The following is an 18,475-nucleotide window of genomic DNA, read 5'->3' on the forward strand; positions in this document are numbered from 1 at the left end:
GGTCATTCTGCCCGCTGCGGCAGCAGTCCGCCATAAGAACCATCCCGTTCCTCACCCACCCGGGTCAGATACAGGACTTTCGACCCCGAAATCCGTGACCTCCCAGCCCGACACCGCACCGCGAGGTCACTTTCCGAGATCACCCCGACACGTTCACGTGATCTTGCGCTTCACCTCGTCTTCACCGTGATCACTCGACTTCGACCGGCAACCCACCGACGACTCACGTCCGTTCAGGTGATGGGAGTCACGCACCGCCTTCTCCCGCGATGCGCCCGGCAGGTCGGGGTCGCGCGGCGCTACCGTGTCCGACCGTGTGGAACGCCGAACCGTGCGACGACCGTGTGGCGATCCCGTGCGGCTGATCCGACTCGGGACCGAGCCCTCCGCGGTGGGCGCCGACGTGCGCGCCGCGTTGAGCACCTGGGGCAACGGCGACGCCGTGCTCGGCGGTGTCGCGCTGCTCGGCGTGCGCCCACCCGACAGCCCCCGCGACCTCGACGCGGTCATCGTGCTGCCCCGCGGCGTGCTCGTGGTGGTCGGCGTGGACCTGCCCGACCCGGCGATGCGGCTGGAGGCGCCGCTCAACGGGCCGTGGAAGATCGACGGCTGGCCGCTGACCCGCCCGGACGGCGCGACCAACCCTGCCGCCGAGGCCCTCGACGCCTCCACCGCCGTCGCCCGCCGCATCCAGGACATGCGCGGCGAGCCGCTGCCGGTGACCACCGTCGTCGCGGTCGGCCCCTACGTCAGCCAGGTCGTGCAGCCGACCGTGGACCTCAACCGGGGCGTGCGCGTCCTGCACCCGAAGCCGACGACCCTCCTCGCCGCCGCCCGCGAGCTGGCCACCAGCGACCGGCCCTGCTCGACCGGGCACGCGGCCAAGCTGATCGCCGTGCTCGCGCCCACCGGCACGCCGCCCGCCCGCCAGCTCCTGCTCGCCGAGGGCTTCTCCGACGCGGCGGCCGACCTCGCGTCGGCGAGCACGATGCTGCTGCCGAAGGTGACGCCGGCGCCGACGAAGCGCCAGGTGCTGCCCTACGTGGGCGGCGTGGTCGTCGCGGTGCTGCTGGTCGTCGCGCTGATCATCTCGCTGTCGCCGGGCGACACGGCCGACAGCTCGACCTCCACCACGACCCCGCAGCCGACCACCGTCGTCGTGGACGGCCGGAACTTCACACCGCGCGGCGCGGACCGGACCGACGACTGCGCGGGCCACGCGTTCGGGGACGTGCGGGGGTGGCTGTCCCAGCACGTGTGCATGCAGCTGCGGCGCGCCCAGTACGAGACCACAGTGGACGGTCGCAGGGCCGGTGTGGCCGTCGCGGAGCTGAGCCTGCCCGACGCGACCCGGGCGGCCGAGCTGCACGCCATCGCGTCGGTGGCGGGCGCGGGCGGCATCACCCCGCTGGTCGAGGAGGGCCGCGCGTGGCCGGGCGGTCCGTCCACGTTCGACCGGTCCGCCATCACCGTGTCGACGAAGGGCGCGCAGGTGCGCATCACGCAGGTGGTGTGGGTCGAGGGCGACCAGGACCCGGCCGACCCGACGCTGGCCGGGCTCACCGAGCAGGCGGTCCGGCTACCCGCCTCGCAGCAGTAGGAGCGGCAGCGCCTCTCAGTACCCCGTGCGTCAGTACCCCGTGCGCACGAGGCCGACGCCGATCAACCCGAAGGCCACGTGCAGCACGATCACCAGCCCGGCCACCGCGCACAACGTCTCCGTGCCCGGCTTGCCCGCGATCGCGCCGAAGGAGAACAACCAGCCGCCCACCGCGACGGCGAACCCGGTGAACAGCACCGGTTTCGGGACGTGCGCCAGGCAGAACAACGCGTTGGAGCGCGCGCGGAACAGCGTGTGCAGCACGACCGGCACGACCAGGAACCCCGGCAGGTGCACCGCGACCGGTGGCCAGGAAGGCCCGCCCGGCAGGAACGTGGACACGATCACGTAGGCGCACCACAGCACCGCGCCGATCGCGAGAGCCACGGTTCCCCTGGTCACGCGAGCAGTGTAATGAGCTGAAGCCGCATTTTGAGGTTAAGAGTCTTTATGGCCCCACCGGGGATACGGCACTCGGCGGAAAGTGTGCACGATCCGGTGACACCCGTGTACCGAGTGTCAGAGGCCGTAGGCCTCGAGGAGCCGCAACCACACCTCGCTGATGGTGGGGTACGCCGGAACGGCGTGCCACAACCGGTCCACGGTGACCTCGCCGACGATCGCGATGGTGGCCGCGTGGATCAGCTCCGCCACGTCCGGACCCGCGAACGTGACGCCGACGAGCGTGCGCTTGCGCTCGTCCACGATCATGCGCGCCTTGCCCCGGTACCCGTCCGCGTGCAGCGACGAACCGGCCACCGCGATGTCCAGGTCGACGACCCGGATCTCCAGCCCCGCCTCCCGCGCCTGCGCCTCGGACCAGCCCACCGACGCCACCTCGGGGTCGGTGAACACCACCTGCGGCACGGCCGTGTGGTCCGCCGTCGCGACGGGCGCCGTCCACGGCTCGGGGTCGACCGCGTCGGTCACGATCGCCGTGCCGACCGCCCGCGCGGCGTACTTGCCCTGGTGCGTCAGCAACGCGCGACCGGTGACGTCACCCGCGGCGTACAACCAGTCCACTCCGGACACCCGACCGGTGTCGTCGACGTCCAGCGCCTCGCCCGCCGTGAAGCCGAACCGCTCCACCCCGAGGTCGGTGGTCGCGGGCTGCCGACCGGTCGCGATCAGCAGGTGCGCACCGCGCACCTCCGACCCGTCCGACAGCCGGAGCGCCACACCTCCGTCCGAACCGGACACCGCGACCGCCTTGGCCCCGGTGACGATCCGGACGCCGTCCTCGCGCAGCCCTTCCGCGACCAGGTCGCCCGCGAACGCCTCGAACTTGGGCAGCGGCCGCTCACCGGAGACCACGAGCGTGACGTCGGACCCCAGCCGGGCCCACGCCTGCGCCATCTCGACGCCGACCACGCCGCCGCCGAGCACCACCAACGACTCGGGCACCTCCTGCGCGGAGGTCGCCTCGCGCGACGTCCAGTACGCCACGTCCGCCAGACCGGGCAGCGACGGGATGCGCGGCACGCTGCCCGTGCACACCACGACCGCCTTGGTCGCGGTCAGCACACGCCCGTCCACGTCGACCCGGCGCTCGCCGACCAGCCGCCCGCGACCGCGCACGACGGTCAGCCCGGCGCCCTCGGCCCACTCGACCTGGCCCGCGTCGTCCCAGTCGGAGGTGAAGCTGTTGCGCCGCTTCAACACCTCCACGGGGTCCAGGCGTGCCCCGACCGGCACGCCCGGCACCCGGCGGGCGGCGGCGAGCGCGTGCCCCGGGCGCAGCAACGCCTTGCTCGGCATGCACGCCCAGTACGAGCACTCACCGCCGACGCGTTCGGCTTCCACCAACGCGGTCCGCAGTCCGCCGGCGGCGGTCCGGGCGGCGGCGTTCTCGCCCACCGGGCCGCCGCCGATCACGATCACGTCGAAGTCGTCGCTCACCGGTCCACCCCACACCACCCGGACCGGCGCGGCAAGTCACGAGGGGTCGAACACCCCGGCCAGCATCCTCAGGATCACGCCGTCCGCGGTGCGCAGCACCACCGGGCGCTCGTCCGGCTCGACCCGTTCGGCGAGCTTGAACATCGCGTCCGCGGTCTGGGCGGCCATCCGGAACGTCAACGTGACCGGTGCGTCGCCGCGCACCGCGAAGCGACCGAGGAACAGGTCTCGCAGCCGTTCGGCCATCAGCTCGTACTGGTCCACGGAGGCGTCGAGGCGGTGGCCGTCGAGCAGGTCGCTGAACCGCACCCGGCCAAAACCGGGCAGCTCGACCAGCATCCGCAGGTAGATGCCGACGACCTGCTGCACCGCCTGCCGCCAGTCGTCGGCGAGCCGACCCTCGGTGAACAGCGATTCGACCCGGCCCAGGTACTCCTCCATGCCGCGCAACGCCAACGCGTGCACAACAGAACGCTTGTCCGGGAAGTATTGGTAGAACGATCCAATTGGCACGCCTGCGAGCTCGACGATCCGAGCGGTGGTGATGTCGTCGTAGTCGTAGTCGTTGAGCAGCGTCGCACAGGCATCGACAATCGCGGACACCGTCGCGGCCCCGCGCTGCTGAACGGGCTGACGACGCATCACCTTGGCTAAGCGGTTTTCGGCGGGATTTTCTGGCACGGGCACATCTTGATGGATACGGACCGGTAAGCCCAAACAGGCGATTCCGGAATGTGATGTGAGGTTGACTCATCTTTCGGTTCGGATTGTTGGGGTGCAAAACTATTTGCATACCCTCACCGAACCGCCGCCAACCCCCGTGATCTCACGTCATCGCCGAATCCGCCGGCCGTCACCGCGAGCCGCGCTGCGCCGGAACCGGTTCTTGCAGTTCACCGGGTGTCCCACCGGCCGGAACGGCCGCCGGCGGCCGTTCGGTCGACGCCGCGCCGACGATCGGCGCCCCCGGCCGACGGCGCGGTGGCCGAGTCACGTAGGGGCCGACCAGCCGGACGAGTGCCAGTCCCGGCGCGACGAGCGGCACCACGGCGGCCAACGCCACGGCGGTCGCACCGGCCCGGGCCACGTCGCGCGGGATGACCGCGACCCGGTCCACCACGAACGCCCGCCGGCCGGTCAGCGACACCAGCCCCATCACCGCCAGGAACACCGCCAGCGCCAGCAACGCCCACCGCACCGCCACGTAGCCGACGTCCTCGGCCGCCGCCATCACCGCGAGCCAGCCGACCAGCGCGGGCGACTGGCTGCCCGGGCTCGTCATCGCCCACAGCAGGCCGCCGACCACCGCCAGGAACCCGGTGCGGCCGTCGAACCAGGACCGCGTCGCGTCCAGCCAGCCCGTCGGCAGGCCCGCCCAGCGCACCGGCAGCACCTCCAGCGGGCTCGGCGCGCCGAACGCCTGCCCGACCACCCACGCCAGGGACCAGGCCGACACGACCACCGCGAACCCGAGCTGCCACCTCGGCCGGTCGACCGCGATGCGGCACAGCCTCGCCAACTCCCGGCGCTTCTCCTTCACGCGTCCCAGCCTGCCGGAGCGGCCCGGCAGCGTGATCCGGTTTCACCCGCGTGCCTTCGTACAGCCGCTCATCGGGTGGCGGGCCCTCACCCGGTGTGCTGCCGCGCGCCGACCCTCTCGGGTGATCTACCCCGGCTCACCGGGGCACGGTCGCGGCGCAGGCCACATCATGTCGAGCGGACCCCGACCCGATCACGAAGAGGAGGCGCTCGTGCGCAGGCTGCTACCCGCACTGCTGGCGGTGCTGTCGATCACCTGGGCGACCGGCGCGGCGACCGCCGAACCGGACTTCGAGTACGTCGCGCTGGGCGACTCGTCCGCCGCGGGACCGCTCATCCCCCAGCAGGACGTGGAGGACCCGGGCTGCCTGCGGTCGACGCGCAACTGGCCGGCCGCGCTGGCCGGGCGCATCGGGGCCCGGCTCACCGACATGACGTGCTCCGGCGCCGTCACCGAGAACCTGGCCGAGCCCCAGGACACGATCCGCGGGACGCACGAGCCGCAGGCGGACGCGCTGAGCCCGTCGACCGACCTGGTGACGCTGACCATCGGCGGCAACGACGTCGGGTTCGTCGAGCTGGCGCGCGGCTGCGTCAACCTGCTGCCCGCGCCGGCGGGCACGTCGTGCCGCGACGAGCTCACCGCGAACGGGCGCGACGAGCTGGCCGAGCGGATCGACGCCTACGCCGCCGAGTTCGACGCCGCGCTGGACCTGATCTCGGCCCGCGCGCCCGAGGCGCGGATCGTCGTGGTCGGCTACGGCACTTACATCCGACCCGGCGGCTGCTACCCGGACCAGCCGATCTGGGGCCGTGACGCGGACTACCTGCAAGGCGGCCTGTACCGGCTGAACGAGGTGTTCGCCCGCGCGGCGGACGAGCACGGCGTGGAGTTCGTCGACATCGCGCCGCCCAGCGCGGGCCACGACGCGTGCGCACCGGCGCGGGACCGGTGGTTCGAGGGCGTGGCGGCGACCGGCCCGGTCGCGCCGCTGCACCCGAACGCGGACGGCATGGTCGCCATCGGCCGGATCGTCGCCGACCGGTTGTAGCGCCCGCCCCGAGGGACCAGGCCGCCGCCGAGCACCCGCTCGGCGGCGGCCTTCGCACGTCACGGGGTCGGGCGGGGATCGCGGGGTTTGTTCACACCCGGGCGCCAAGAACGTGTAGTAGATTAGACGTTCTGCGCACGACGGGCGCAGAGGTGTGCCCGCTAAGAACCGTCAGCCGCAATGCGAGACAGGCTGATAAACCACGCTATCCAGAAATGAGGCACGTTGTCAAGCCCCTCCGATGACCTCCGGCTCGCGGAAACCGAGTCGGAGCAGGAATACGTGTCGATGCTGTACGGCAGGCTGGACGACCTCCGCGAGCAGAGCTCGAAGCGCCTGGCCGGCGCGCTGCGGCAAACCGGCGGAACGCACCAGATGCGGTCCGAGCGGGACACCTCGGTGGCCATGTACTCCGACCAGTTGGCGCAGTACAGCGCGGTGGAGAACGGGTTGTGCTTCGGCCGGCTCGACTTCCACACCGACGAACGGTTCTACATCGGCCGGATCGGCTTGTTCGACGAGGACAAGGAGTACGAGCCGCTGCTGATGGACTGGCGCGCGCCCGCCGCCCGCCCGTTCTACCTGGCCACCGCCGCCGCGCCGGACGGCGTGCGCCGGCGCAGGCACCTGCGGACCAAGCAGCGCAAGGTCGTCGGCTTCGACGACGAGCTGCTCGACATCAACTCGGTGGACCCGAACCGGCCCTCCGAGGGGCTGACCGGCGAGGCCACCCTGCTGGCCGCGGTGAACGCGAGCCGCACCGGCCAGATGGGCGACATCGTCGCGACCATCCAGGCCGAGCAGGACAAGATCATCCGCACCGAGCTGAACGGCGTGGTCGTCGTGCAGGGCGGTCCGGGCACGGGCAAGACCGCGGTCGCCCTGCACCGCGCGGCCTACCTGCTCTACACGCACCGGCGGCAGCTCGCCAAGCGCGGCGTGCTGGTGGTCGGGCCGAACGCGACGTTCCTGCGCTACATCGGGCAGGTGCTGCCGTCGCTGGGCGAGACCGGCGTGCTGCTGTCGACCGTCGGCGAGCTGTTCCCCGGCCTCACCGCGGTGGGCCGCGAACCCGCCGAGGTGGCCGCGCTCAAGGGCCGCATCGCGATGGCCGACGTGGTGGCGCACGCGATCCGGGACCGGCAGGAGGCGCCGAGCCTGGTCGAGGTCCCGTTCGAGCAGGACGTGCTGCGGCTGGACCGGCGGGCGATCAGCGACGCCCGCGGCCGGGCGCGGCGGACCCGGCGGCCGCACAACGAGGCGCGGCGCGCGTTCCAGCGGGAGATCATCTCCACACTGGCCTCGCAGGCGGTGTCCCGGCTCGGCAGACACCTGCTCGACCAGGCCGACGTCGACGACATCCGGCGCGAGCTGCGCGAGGACCCGGCGGTGCAGGCCGCGATCGAGAAGCTGTGGCCGACGTTGACGCCGCAGCGGCTGCTGGAGGACCTGTTCGCGTCGCCGAAGCTCATCGCCAAGGCCGCGCCGAAGTTCACCCCCGCCGAGCGCGAACTGCTGGTCCGCCCGCGCGGTGCCGAGTGGACGCCCGCCGACGTGCCGCTGCTGGACGAGGCGGCCGAGCTGCTCGGCGAGGACGACACCGAGGCCAAGGCGCGGGCCGAGCGGCAGCGGCGGCAGGCGATCGACTACGCCCAGGGCGTGCTGGACATCCTCGACCTGGAGGACGACGCCGACCCGGACATCCTGATGGCGACCGACCTGGTGGACGCCTACCGGCTGGCCGAGCGGCACGGCGCGGAGCGCTACGAGACGGCGGCCGAGCGCGCGGCGGCGGACCGGACGTGGACGTTCGGGCACGTGATCGTGGACGAGGCGCAGGAGCTGTCGCCGATGGCGTGGCGGACGCTGATGCGCCGGTGCCCGTCCAAGTCGATGACCGTGGTCGGCGACATCGCGCAGACCGGCGACATCGCGGGCGCGTCGTCGTGGCACGAGGTGCTGTCGCCGTACGTGATGGACCGCTGGAAGCTCACCGAGCTGACGGTCAACTACCGGACGCCGTCGGAGATCATGGCCGTCGCGGCGGACGTGCTCGCGTCGGTCGACCCGGACCTGGTCCCGCCGACCTCGGTGCGGGACAGCGGTTTCCGACCGTGGAGCCTGCGGGTGCCGTCGGTGGCCGAGGCGCTGCCGTCGTTGGCGGGCAAGGAGGTCGCCGCGATCGGGGACGGCAAGCTGGCCGTGATCGTGCCCGCGGCGTCGGTGGCGTCGCTGCGCTCCACCGTCCCGGGCGCCTCCGACGACCTCGACGCGCAGGTGGTCGTGCTGGGCGTGACCGACGCGAAGGGCCTGGAGTTCGACTCGGTGCTGGTGGTCGACCCGGCGGGCATCCTCGCCGAGTCGCCGCGCGGCGCGAGCGACCTGTACGTGGCGCTGACCCGGGCCACGCAACGGCTCGGCGTCGTGCACACCGGCGACCTGCCGGAGGTGCTGGCGAGGTTGGCTACCGTGTGACCGGTGACCGGGATCGAGGCAGCGGCGGGACGCACCGCCGCCACCGCTGGATCGAAGCTGTTCGGCGCGGCTCGGCGGCACTGGGGCGCCAAGAAGACGCGTGACGACAGCCGGACCTTGACGGCGCGGCGTGTGGCCGACGACTTCCTGGCGTCACTGGACGGTCCGCAGGCCGAGTCGCTGCTGCGGTACCTGAGGTCACCGGACTTCGAGGAAGTCGCGCTGCAACTGACGTTGTGGCGGCTGCTCCGCGACCGGGAAGCCGAGAAGATCGAGCCGACCCTCCGCGAGGAGATCCGGCTCGGCCTTCGCCACGCGGCGGATCTACGCCCGGAGCAGTTGACCATCGGCGCCGACGTGGTGCTGGGGTCACTGCTCGTCGCTGTGCAAGAGGAGACCCGGGGCCTGCGCGCCGGTGACGTCGACACGACCACCGCCGCCGGTGTGGCACACCTCGTCGCGGCGGCGGCGAGCAACACCCAGTTGCTGGGCCGGACCGGGTCGTTGGCCGGTTTCCACCAGTTCGGGGAGCTGCTGCGGAGTCAGGTCGCGCAGGAGCACGCGGTGATCCGCATGCCGCACCTCGGCCTGCACCGGTCCGTGCCGTACTCGGAGCTGTACGTGCAGCCGTCGTTGCAAGGGCTGTCCGACCTGACCTCACCCGGTCGCCGGTCGGTGATCCTGGGTGATCCTGGCGCCGGGAAGTCGACCTTGGCGGCCAAGCTCGCCCGGGACATCGCGATTGGCGATGACGGCCGTGTACCGTTGATGCTGGTCCTGCGCAACTTCACCGCTTCGTTCCGCGAAGGTGGGCGAGGACTGGCCTGGTACCTGGCCAAGTCGTGCCAGGAGCCGTACAACGTCACTCCGCCCGAAGACGCCATCGAGTACCTGCTGGGCAACGGCCGTGCGGTCGTCATCCTCGACGGCGTTGACGAACTGGTCGAGCCGGAACTCCGTGAGCGCTTCGCGCGGCTGGTGGAGTCCTTCACCCGCCTCTACCCCCTGGTGCCCGTAGTGGTCACCGCTCGCAAGATCGGCTACACCGACGCCCCGCTCGACAGCGGGCTCTTCAGCACCGGCACCATCAAGCGGTTCGACGACGACCAGGTGAGGCGGTACGCCCGGAACTGGTTCGCGCTGAGCGAGACGGTGGCTGAACGCGAACGCCCGGCGATGGCGGACGCCTTCTTCCGCGAGAGCGAATCGGTCGGTGAGTTGCGAGCCAACCCCCTGCTGTTGGCACTGCTGTGCAACATGTACGCGCACGAGCACTACATCCCCAACAACCTGGCGCAGGTGTACGAGAAGTGCGCTGTGATGCTCTTCGAGCAGTGGGACCGTCGGCGCGGCTTGACGAGCATGCCCCGCTTCCAGGGCCGGTTGCGCAGCGCCGTCGGGTACCTGGCATGGCAGCAGTTCACCGCCGAGTCGTCCGGCGTCGGCTGGCCGCGCGGCCAGGTGGTCCGCATGTTGACGACGTTCCTGGAGCACAAGGAGTACCGGCCCGACGAGGCGGAAGAGGAGGCCGAGCGGTTCGTGGACTTCTGCTCGGGCCGCCCCTGGGTGCTGACCGACATCGGTGGCGGCGCCACCGAGGCTCGGTACGGCTTCGCACACCGGACCTTCATGGAGTACTTCGCCGCCGAGCATCTGGTGCGCACCCACCCGACGCCCGAGGAGCTGTGGTCGGTGCTGGCGCCGGAGGTCGTCGCGGGGCAGTGGGAAGTCGTCGCGCAGATCGCACTTCAACTGCTCGACCAGCATCGGGACGACGGCGCGAGCGAAGTCCTGCGATTGGTCGTCCAGAACGGCGACACGACCTTGCTCGACTTCGCCGCCCGAACGCTCGGTTACCTGGTCCCGACGCCGGGGGTGCTCCGCTCGCTGGTCGAGGCCCTGGTCCGTGCGGCGACCTCGATGCCGGTCGAGTCGCTGTTCTTGACTTGGCACGGCGAGACCCGACCAGGTCACGACACTCCACTGCTCGGCGCTGCGTACCACTGCTTGCCGGCCAACGAGGCAGTAGTGCACGACACGATCACGGCAGTGCTGCGGGAGCTGGCGAGCCAGGGCAACCAGGCGGCCGACGTGCTGTGGTACCGCCTGGGACTGGCTGCGGTGCCGATGGCGGAGTGGCCTTTCACCAGCGACGACGAGGATGCCGAGCCACTGCACCACGACCTCGGACGCGCCCTTTCCGAGTTCGGCCCGAAAGTCGCCTACATGCGACCAGCCGAGGTTCCACCGCTCGTCGAAACGGAACTCGACAAGTGGTGCTCGGTGGACCCCCAACTGTTCATCGACGCCGACCTGCCGTGGATTTCCGACAAGTGGTGGTGGTTCGACATGCCGCAGGACCCGGGCCCGGCGGACGACCCGGACCCGGAGGAGGATCTGGCGGAGGAGGTAGACCAGCTGTTCAGGTTCCTGGACCTCTGGGGACCGCACGGGGCTGAGCTGCTGCTCCAGCTTCCCGACCTCGAGACCTACGAGCAACGACCTGGCCTGTTCCACGTCGGTGACGTGCCACAGCTGATGTTCGACCTGGTGCACGGCCGGAAGCACCACCTCGCTCGACGCGATGCGCTGAGGACGTTGGAGGAGATGGGTGTGCCCGAAGAGGTGCGAGACTTCCTCGACCGGTGGATGCGTCGAGAGTTCAACGTCATCGGGTGAGGGCGTAGCCGAGGGCGGCGGCGGCCACGCCGGTGGTGAGGCTCGCGGCGACGTTGGCGAACGCCTGCCGGTAGCGGCCGTCCTCCGCCAGCCGGATCGTCTCGTAGCTGAACGTGCTGTAGGTCGTGAGGCCGCCGCACAGGCCGGTGCCGAGCAGCGCGACCAGGTCCGGTGACGCGCCTGCGACGCAGCCCAGCACGAACGAGCCGACGACGTTGACCGCGAGGGTGGCCCAGGGGAACGACCGCGGGAGCACCCGGCTCGCGGCGTGGCGCAGCGACGCGCCGACCGCCGCGCCGACGAAGACCAGCAGCACGGTCACGGCGCCACCCGGCGGGTCGCGGCCATGGCGGCGAACGTCGCGCCCAGCGCCAGGAGCAGCGTCGCGACCAGGTAGGCGAACGCGGTGAGGCCGCCCAGCCGCACGGCGTCCAGCGCGTAGCCGGAGAACGTGGTGAAGCCGCCCAGCACGCCGATCCCGAGGAACGGCCGCGCGAGCGGGTGCAGGCGGGGCACCAGGACCATCAGCACGCCGATCAACGCGCAGCCCACGACGTTGACCAGCAGCGTGCCCCAAGGACCGGGCGCCACCGCGGTGAGGCCGTAGCGCGCCAGGCCGCCGAGGCCGCCGCCCAGCGCGACGGCCGCGACGGTGCGGGCTTCAGTTCGCACGCAGGTGGTCCACCAGGTGGTCGAGCGCGGCCAGGGCGCGGACCACGTCGGCGCGCTCGCCCGGGTCGAGCTTGTCCAGCGCGGAGCCGATGCGCTTCTCGTGCGCGGCCTGCCAGACGGCCAACTGCTCGTGCCCCTGCGGTGTCACGGAGAGCCGGGCCACGCGGCGGTCGCTGGGGTCGCCGCCCCGCTCGACCAAGCCGTTCTCGATGAGCTGGCCGACGAGCCCGCTGACCGTGTTCGGCGCGAGCCGCAACTCGGCGGCGAGGTCGCCCACGCGCATCGGAGGGCGCTCGGCGAGCGTCTGGAGCAGCTCGACCTGCGCCATCGGCAGGGAGTCCCACGGCCATTCCGACCGGATGCTCGTGCGCAGCGCCCGGCGGAGCCTCGTGACCACGTCGGTGAGCGAGCGTGCCTCGTCTGACATGCGGGAAGGGTACTGGGTCGCACCATGTCGGACACCGATCCGGTCCGGGTGCGAACGACCGTCCGCCACGGCCGCTCGCCGGCGGATCGGCCTGGTCGCCCCGGGCGTTCCACCTGCGGTGGAACACCTCGACCGGCCATCGCGACGGCGTGGCCGGGTGCCGCGCGAGGCCGGTTCGACGCGAGCCGCGTCACACTCCACCCGCCCGCATGGCGAGACGATCCCGCCGCACCACCCGCGCGGCCGGGCCCACTGTCCACAGTGGCCTCGAAAGGGCCGCGGCCCGGCCACCCGCGACAGGGACCGAGAGTGGCATCCGACCCACTCAGAGTGATCACCGGACTGATCGTTTGTACGCCGATCGGGGACAAGCACCCCCGTCCCCTGCCCCCTCGTCCCGCCGGATCAGTAACCTCGCCCCAGTGGGGCGAAGGGCTCGCAGGGGCACACACACGGGTGAGGAATCGGTGGCGGAACGGCTGAGCTGGGTCCCCGACGAGGTCGACACCGGACTGCCCAGCGCCGCGCGGCTCTACGACTACCTGCTCGGCGGCGGGCACAACTTCGCCGCCGACCGGGAGCTCGCGGAGAAGTTCCTCCTCGCCCAGCCCAACGCCCGCACCATCGCCCGCCTCAACCGCGCGTTCCTGCGCCGGGCCGTGCTGCACCTGGTCGACGCGGGCGTGCGGCAGTTCCTCGACCTGGGCTCCGGCATCCCGACCGTCGGCAACGTGCACGAGATCGCGCACCGGGCCGCGCCCGGGTCGCGCGTGGTGTACGTGGACTACGAGGACGTCGCCGTCGCGCACAGCCGGATGCTCCTGGCCGAGGACGACCGGTCCACGATCCTCCAGGAGGACATGACCGACCCGGACGCGGTGCTGGCGGGAGTGCGCGCCACCGGTCTGATCGACTTCGCCGAGCCGATCGGCGTGCTCGCCGTCGGGGTGTTCCACTTCGTGCCGCCCGACCGCGACCCGGCCGGCGTGGTCGCCGCCTACCGCGACGCCGTGCCGCCGGGCAGCTTCCTGGCCCTGTCCCAGTTCACCTCCGACCTGCAACCCGAGGAGATGTCCGGGGTCGTGGCCGTGATGCGGGACAGCGCGAACCCGATGTACCCCCGCACCCACGCCGAGATCAGCGCTTTGTTCGAGGGTCTCGACCTGGTCGAGCCCGGCGTGGTGCCGCTGCCGCTGTGGCGGCCGGAGGAAGGCGCCCTCGAAGAGGACTCCGAGCGGGCGGGGATCTTCGCCGGAGTGGGGCGCAAGGCGTGAGCGACGTGTCGCCACCTGCTCGGACCCGGCGGCAGGACATCGCGCGCGAGTGGATGCGGGCGGTGTACGCCACCGCGTACGTGCCGATGTCGCCGATCGAGATCGAGCTGTTCCTGCTCGAGCTCGTGGACGTGATCGCCGACGCGGTGCAGGCCGAGCCGTTCGCCGTCGACGCGGTCGACGGGGTCGGCCGTCGGCTGGTCCAGGCGCACTTCACCGGTCCGGACACCTTGCAGCGCACGGTGGACGTGCTCGGGCACGCGCTGCTGTTCAGCCCCGAGCTGCGGGACGTGCCGCGGTTGGCGGAGAAGGTCGTCGCCATCCTGGGCAGCGTCAGCACCGGCTTCGCCACCGCGATGCGGCTGGACGCGTTCGACCAGCAGGAAGAGGTCAAGCGCGCGCTCATGGCGGCCAAGCTGCGGGCCGAGCGCGTGCTCAAGGTGAGCGAGGCCAGGTTCCGCGAGGTGTTCGACTCCTCCGCGTTCGGCATCGTGATCACCGACCTGGACGGCCGGTGCGTCGAGGTGAACGAGGCCCTGGCCGAGATGATCGGCCGCGACCGCGGCGAGCTCACCGGCCGGCGGCTGGTCGAGCTGTTCGACCCGGCGGACGCCGAAGGGCTGGCGACGACGTACCGGGCGGTGGGCGCGGGCCGGGTGGCGCGCGTCCGCGAGCAGCGGCGGTTGCTGCGCGAGGACGGCGAGCCGGTGTGGGCGCACCTGGCGGTGTCGTTGCTGCGCGACGCGGACGGCGAGCCCGCGTACCACGTGACCATGGTCGAGGACGTCAGCGAACTGCACCTGCTGCAGAAGAACCTGGACTTCCAGCTGCTGCACGACTCGCTCACCGGCCTGTCCAACCGGCAGCGCTTCGCCACCCGGCTGGAGGCCCTGCACGGCACGTCACGCGCCGGCATCACGCTCTACCACCTCGGCCTCGACGCGTTCTCGCTGGTGAACAACGGCCTCGGGCACGCGGTCGGCGACCGGCTGCTCACCGAGGTCGGCCACCGGCTCGAAGCCGTGGTGGCGGACGAGGTCGCGCTGGTCGCCCGGATGGGCGGCGACGAGTTCGCCATCGTGGTGGACAACGCGCCGGGGACGCCGACCGTGCCCGCCATGGTCGACCGGATCAACGAGGCGTTGCAGCGGCCGATGGACACCGGCGTGGCCGTGTCCGCGTCCATCGGCGTGGTCGACCGGCCGCCCGCCGGGTGGGACGTCGCGGAGATCCTGCGCGCGGGCGGCGCGACCCTGCGCCGGGCCAAGGCGGTCGGCAAGCGGCAGTGGCTGACCTACGACCGGCACGCCGACCAGGCGCTGCGGGAGCGGCAGGCGCGGGCCGCGCGGATGCCCGGCGCGCTGGCCGAACGGGAGCTGGAGGTCGAGTACCAGCCCGTGGTCGGCCTGGCCGACGGGCGGGTGCTCGGCCACGTGGCCCGGCTGCGGTGGGACGACGCCGGGCACGACGAGTGCGTGGCGCTGGCCGAGGAGACCGGGCTGTCCCTGGCGCTGGGCCAGTGGGCGCTGCGCGAGGCGGCGGCCGACGCGAACGGACCGGAGTCGTTCGGCGCGTTGTTCTTCGAGCTGTCGCCGATGCAGTCGCGCGACGAGGACCTCGTCCGCACGGTGATGGGGACGTTGGCCGAGACCGGGCTGCCCGCGTCCCGGCTGCGGATCTTCCTGGACACCCGCTCGATGCTCGAAGGCGTGGGCGAGGACAACGCGCAGGTGTTGCGGGACAACGGGATCGCCACCGGGCTGACCCGGTTCAACGGCGGGCAGGCCGAGCTGTCGCTGCTGGACGAGCTGCCGGTGGACGCGCTGGTGCTCGACCCGTCGGTGGTGAGCCGGCTCGCCGAGCGGCCCGAGTCGTTCCTGCACACCGCGGTGGAGCGGATGGTGGCGCTGCTCCGCTCGTCCGGGGTGGCGGTGCTGGTGCCGGACCTGTCCACGGAGGACCGGACGCGGTGGTGGACGCGGGTCGAGGCGGACGCCGCGTTCGGCGACCACCTCGCGCCCGCCGTGCCGTCCTACGAGCTGGCCGGTTCCTAGACCTGCTTCACCGCGGCCAGCAGCTTGGTCAGCGACTCCTTGGCGTCGCCGAACAGCATGGTGGTCTTCGGGTTGTAGAGCAGGCTGTTGTCCACGCCCGCGAAGCCCGGCCGCATCGAGCGCTTCATGAACACCACGGCCTTGGCCCGGTCCACGTCGAAGATCGGCATGCCGTAGATCGGGCTGCTCGGCTCGTCCCGCGCGCCCGGGTTGACCACGTCGTTCGCGCCGACCACCAGCACCACGTCGACGCTGCCGATGCCGGGGTTGACGTCGTCGAGCTCCTTGAGGTGCTCGTACGGCACGTCCGCTTCGGCGAGCAGCACGTTCATGTGGCCCGGCATCCGGCCCGCGACGGGGTGGATGCCGTAGTGGACGGTGATGCCGCGCTGCTCCAGCACCTGAGCCAGTTCCCGTGCCGCGTGCTGGCCCTGCGCCACGGCGAGGCCGTAGCCGGGTACCACCAGCACGGAGTGGGCGTAGCCGAGCAGGATCGCCACGTCCTCGACGGTGCCGGAGCGGACGGTGCGCTGCTCCTCGGTGGCCGCGGTCGCCGTGGTCGTCTGGAACGCGCCGAACAGGATGTTGGTCAGCGGCCGACCCATGGCCTGGGCCATCAGCCGGGTCAGGATCGTGCCGGACGCGCCGACGAGCGTGCCGGAGACGATCAGCAGGGTGTTGGCCAGCACGTAGCCGGACGCGGCGACGGCCAGGCCGGTGAACGCGTTGAGCAGCGAGATCGCGATCGGCACGTCCGCGCCGCCCACCGGCAGCACGAACAGCACGCCCAGCGCGAGACCCGCCAGCGCCAGCAGCACCAGCAGCGCGCTGTTCCCGGTCAGCACGACCGACAGCGCGAGCAGCGCGCTCACCGCGGCCACGCCGATGCCGAGGAACTGGCCCGCGGGCAGCAGCACGGGCCGGGTGGTCATGACCTCCTGGAGCTTGAGGAACGTGACCACGCTGCCGGAGAAGCTGACCGAGCCGATCAGCACGGTGAGCACGGTGGCGACCTGGAACAGCACCGAGCCGTGCGGCACGGCCAGGAACTCGGTCAACGCCACCAGCGCCGCCGCCGCGCCGCCCACGCCGTTGAACAGCGCCACCATCTGCGGGATCGCGGTCATCTTCACCGACCGCGCGGCCGGGATGCCCACGGCCACCCCCGCGACCACGGCCACCAGGATCAGCGGGCCGTTGTGCACGGCGCCGTCGACGTAGGCGGTGACCACGGCCAGCGCCATGCCCGCCGCGCCCAGCAGGTTGCCCGCGCGGGCGTACTTCGGCGTGCTCAGGCCCTTGAGCGCCAGCACGAAGCACAGCGCGGCGACCAGGTACGCGAGCTGGACCCAGGTGGGGCTCACTCCCCCACCTCCTTGTGCCCGTTGGTCGCGCTCTTCACGGGCTTGCCGCCCTTGTGGCCCTTGAACATCTCCAGCATCCGGTCGGTGACCACGAAGCCGCCGACCACGTTCACCGTGGCCAGGAAGACCGCCAGCAGGCCGAGGGTGACCTCCAGCGCGTGCTCGGCGCGGCCGGTGATGAGGATGGCGCCGACCAGGATCACGCCGTGGATCGCGTTCGCGCCGGACATCAGCGGCGTGTGCAGGATCGTGGACACCTTCGACACGACCTCGAAGCCGACGAACACGGCCAGCACGAAGATCGTCAACAGGTCGATCACGGCAGCTCCCTCCTCAGCTCGCCCGCGTGCGTGAGGCAGCAGCCGGACAGCACCTCGTCGGTGAGGTCGGGGACCACCTGACCGTCCTCCGTCATCATCATCAGGAGGTTGGCCACGTTGCGCGCGTAGAGCCTGCTGGCGTGCACGGGCATGCTGCTGGGCATGTTCTTCGCGCCGTAGACCAGCACCTCGCCGACCCAGGTCTCCTCGCCGGGGCTGCTCGCGGTGACGTTGCCGCCGGACTCGGCGGCCAGGTCGACCACCACCGAGCCCGGCGCCATCGCCTTGAGCATGTCGTTGGTGACCAGCACGGGCGCCTTGCGGCCCGGGATGGCGGCGGTCGAGATCACCACGTCGGAGGCGGCGACCCGGTCCGCGATCAGCTCGCGCTGGCGTTCCAGGAACGTCTCCGACTGCGCTTCGGCGTACACGCCCCGCTGGGTTTCGAGGTCCAGTTCGAGGAACCGCGCGCCGAGGCTCCTCACCTCTTCCTTGGCCGCGGCGCGCACGTCGTAGGCCTCGACCACGGCGCCGAGGCGTCGGGCTGTGGCGATGGCCTGGAGGCCGGCCACGCCCGCACCGAGGACGAGCACCTTGGCGGGCGGGATCGTGCCCGCCGCCGTGGTGAACATGGGCAGGAACTTCGGCAGCCGGCTCGCCGCCTCCATCACCGCCCGGTAGCCCGCCACGAGCGCCTGCGACGACAGGGCGTCCGCGGACTGCGCCCTGGTCACCCTGGGCAGCAGGTCGAGGCTGAACGCGGTGACCTTCCGGTCCTTGAGCACCTCGATGAGCTCGGGCTCGGCGGCCGGCTGGAGGAAGCTGACCGTGATGTCGCCCTCGCGGAGGGCGGCGGCCTGCTCGGGGGTCGGCGGTTGGACGGAGACGATCACGTCGGACTGCCCGGCCGGGTGGTCGGCGACGACGTTCGCACCGGCTGCGCGGTAGGCGGCGTCGGAGGCGTGGGCGTGTCGGCCCGCTCCGGCTTGCACGTCGACCGTGAGTCCGGCACCGATCAGCGTGGTCACCGTTTCCGGTAGACCGGCTACGCGGCGCTCAGCGGGCCGCGCCTCGACGGGTATGCCCACTCTCACGGAGAGTCACCCTAGCCGGGCCGAGG

At 71.8% G+C, this 18,475-nt stretch carries 16 protein-coding genes; 6 read left to right on the forward strand and 10 right to left on the reverse strand.

Annotation, left to right across the window (positions count from 1 at the left end):
- The first annotated feature begins 355 nt into the window (after positions 1-355).
- The gene (locus FHX81_RS13570; protein WP_141978420.1) at positions 356-1,600 is read left to right on the forward strand and encodes a hypothetical protein; all 1,245 of its coding nucleotides are present in this window, start codon (positions 356-358) and stop codon (positions 1,598-1,600) included.
- Positions 1,601-1,630: 30 nt separating this feature from the next.
- Here FHX81_RS13570 and FHX81_RS13575 read toward each other — a convergent pair whose 3' ends face one another.
- From FHX81_RS13575 to FHX81_RS13590, 4 genes are all read right to left on the reverse strand, one after another.
- On the reverse strand, positions 1,631-2,002 hold the full coding sequence (locus FHX81_RS13575) for a hypothetical protein (RefSeq protein WP_141978422.1): 372 nt from the start codon (positions 2,000-2,002) through the stop codon (positions 1,631-1,633).
- Positions 2,003-2,119: 117 nt separating this feature from the next.
- A complete protein-coding gene (locus FHX81_RS13580) occupies positions 2,120-3,481 on the reverse strand; it encodes a dihydrolipoyl dehydrogenase family protein (protein WP_141983922.1) in 1,362 nt (453 codons plus the stop codon).
- A 54-nt stretch (positions 3,482-3,535) separates the two neighbouring features.
- Positions 3,536-4,102 carry a TetR/AcrR family transcriptional regulator gene (locus FHX81_RS13585; RefSeq protein ID WP_246107798.1) on the reverse strand — a complete coding sequence of 189 codons (567 nt, stop codon included), beginning with the start codon at positions 4,100-4,102 and terminating at the stop codon, positions 3,536-3,538.
- Positions 4,103-4,352: 250 nt separating this feature from the next.
- A complete protein-coding gene (locus FHX81_RS13590; protein WP_246107799.1) occupies positions 4,353-5,039 on the reverse strand; it encodes a hypothetical protein in 687 nt (228 codons plus the stop codon).
- 211 nt (positions 5,040-5,250) lie between these two features.
- Here FHX81_RS13590 and FHX81_RS13595 point away from each other — a divergent pair, with 211 nt between their 5' ends.
- The 3 genes from FHX81_RS13595 to FHX81_RS13605 all read left to right on the forward strand — a co-directional run bounded on the left by FHX81_RS13595 (position 5,251) and on the right by FHX81_RS13605 (position 11,244).
- Positions 5,251-6,090, forward strand: a complete 840-nt coding sequence (locus tag FHX81_RS13595) for an SGNH/GDSL hydrolase family protein (protein ID WP_246107800.1) — start codon at positions 5,251-5,253, stop codon at positions 6,088-6,090.
- A gap of 225 nt (positions 6,091-6,315) precedes the next feature.
- Positions 6,316-8,565, forward strand: coding sequence for a HelD family protein (locus FHX81_RS13600; protein ID WP_141978428.1), 2,250 nt, complete (start codon positions 6,316-6,318; stop codon positions 8,563-8,565).
- A 3-nt stretch (positions 8,566-8,568) separates the two neighbouring features.
- Complete coding sequence (locus tag FHX81_RS13605) at positions 8,569-11,244, forward strand: NACHT domain-containing protein (RefSeq protein ID WP_141978430.1); 2,676 nt, start codon at positions 8,569-8,571, stop codon at positions 11,242-11,244.
- Here the strand turns inward: FHX81_RS13605 and crcB are convergent.
- Genes crcB through FHX81_RS13620 form a run of 3 tightly spaced genes read right to left on the reverse strand, consistent with a single transcriptional unit; the run spans position 11,234 to position 12,343 of the window.
- Positions 11,234-11,566 (reverse strand): fluoride efflux transporter CrcB, encoded by a 333-nt coding sequence (crcB, locus tag FHX81_RS13610; protein WP_141978432.1) that lies wholly within the window; start codon positions 11,564-11,566, stop codon positions 11,234-11,236. The two genes, FHX81_RS13605 and crcB, sit on opposite strands and share 11 nt — an antisense overlap.
- Complete coding sequence (locus FHX81_RS13615) at positions 11,563-11,916, reverse strand: fluoride efflux transporter FluC (protein WP_141978434.1); 354 nt, start codon at positions 11,914-11,916, stop codon at positions 11,563-11,565. Before FHX81_RS13615 ends, crcB begins: the two co-directional genes overlap by 4 nt.
- The gene (locus FHX81_RS13620; RefSeq protein ID WP_141978436.1) at positions 11,906-12,343 is read right to left on the reverse strand and encodes a MarR family winged helix-turn-helix transcriptional regulator; all 438 of its coding nucleotides are present in this window, start codon (positions 12,341-12,343) and stop codon (positions 11,906-11,908) included. Before FHX81_RS13620 ends, FHX81_RS13615 begins: the two co-directional genes overlap by 11 nt.
- Positions 12,344-12,810: 467 nt before the next feature.
- On the opposite strand from FHX81_RS13620, the gene FHX81_RS13625 reads away from it, so the two are divergent.
- Positions 12,811-13,617, forward strand: coding sequence for an SAM-dependent methyltransferase (locus FHX81_RS13625; protein WP_141978438.1), 807 nt, complete (start codon positions 12,811-12,813; stop codon positions 13,615-13,617).
- A gap of 5 nt (positions 13,618-13,622) precedes the next feature.
- Positions 13,623-15,671 carry an EAL domain-containing protein gene (locus FHX81_RS13630; RefSeq protein WP_141983924.1) on the forward strand — a complete coding sequence of 683 codons (2,049 nt, stop codon included), beginning with the start codon at positions 13,623-13,625 and terminating at the stop codon, positions 15,669-15,671.
- Here FHX81_RS13630 and FHX81_RS13635 read toward each other — a convergent pair.
- From FHX81_RS13635 to FHX81_RS13645, 3 genes are read right to left on the reverse strand one after another with little or no spacing between them, the layout of a single operon-like run.
- Complete coding sequence (locus FHX81_RS13635) at positions 15,668-17,035, reverse strand: NAD(P)(+) transhydrogenase (Re/Si-specific) subunit beta (protein WP_141978440.1); 1,368 nt, start codon at positions 17,033-17,035, stop codon at positions 15,668-15,670. The two genes, FHX81_RS13630 and FHX81_RS13635, sit on opposite strands and share 4 nt — an antisense overlap.
- Complete coding sequence (locus FHX81_RS13640) at positions 17,032-17,355, reverse strand: NAD(P) transhydrogenase subunit alpha part 2 (RefSeq protein WP_425473817.1); 324 nt, start codon at positions 17,353-17,355, stop codon at positions 17,032-17,034. The genes FHX81_RS13635 and FHX81_RS13640 overlap by 4 nt, the downstream gene beginning before the upstream one ends.
- Positions 17,352-18,449 (reverse strand): Re/Si-specific NAD(P)(+) transhydrogenase subunit alpha, encoded by a 1,098-nt coding sequence (locus tag FHX81_RS13645; RefSeq protein WP_141978444.1) that lies wholly within the window; start codon positions 18,447-18,449, stop codon positions 17,352-17,354. Before FHX81_RS13645 ends, FHX81_RS13640 begins: the two co-directional genes overlap by 4 nt.
- Positions 18,450-18,475 lie beyond the last annotated feature (26 nt).

It is taken from the genome of Saccharothrix saharensis, assembly GCF_006716745.1.
Taxonomy (GTDB): domain Bacteria; phylum Actinomycetota; class Actinomycetes; order Mycobacteriales; family Pseudonocardiaceae; genus Actinosynnema; species Actinosynnema saharense.

Coding starts and splice junctions, on each gene's coding strand:
- FHX81_RS13620 (WP_141978436.1), bottom strand. CDS start 12,343: ATGTCAGACGAGGCACGCTCGCTCACCGACGTGGTCACGAGGCTCCGC.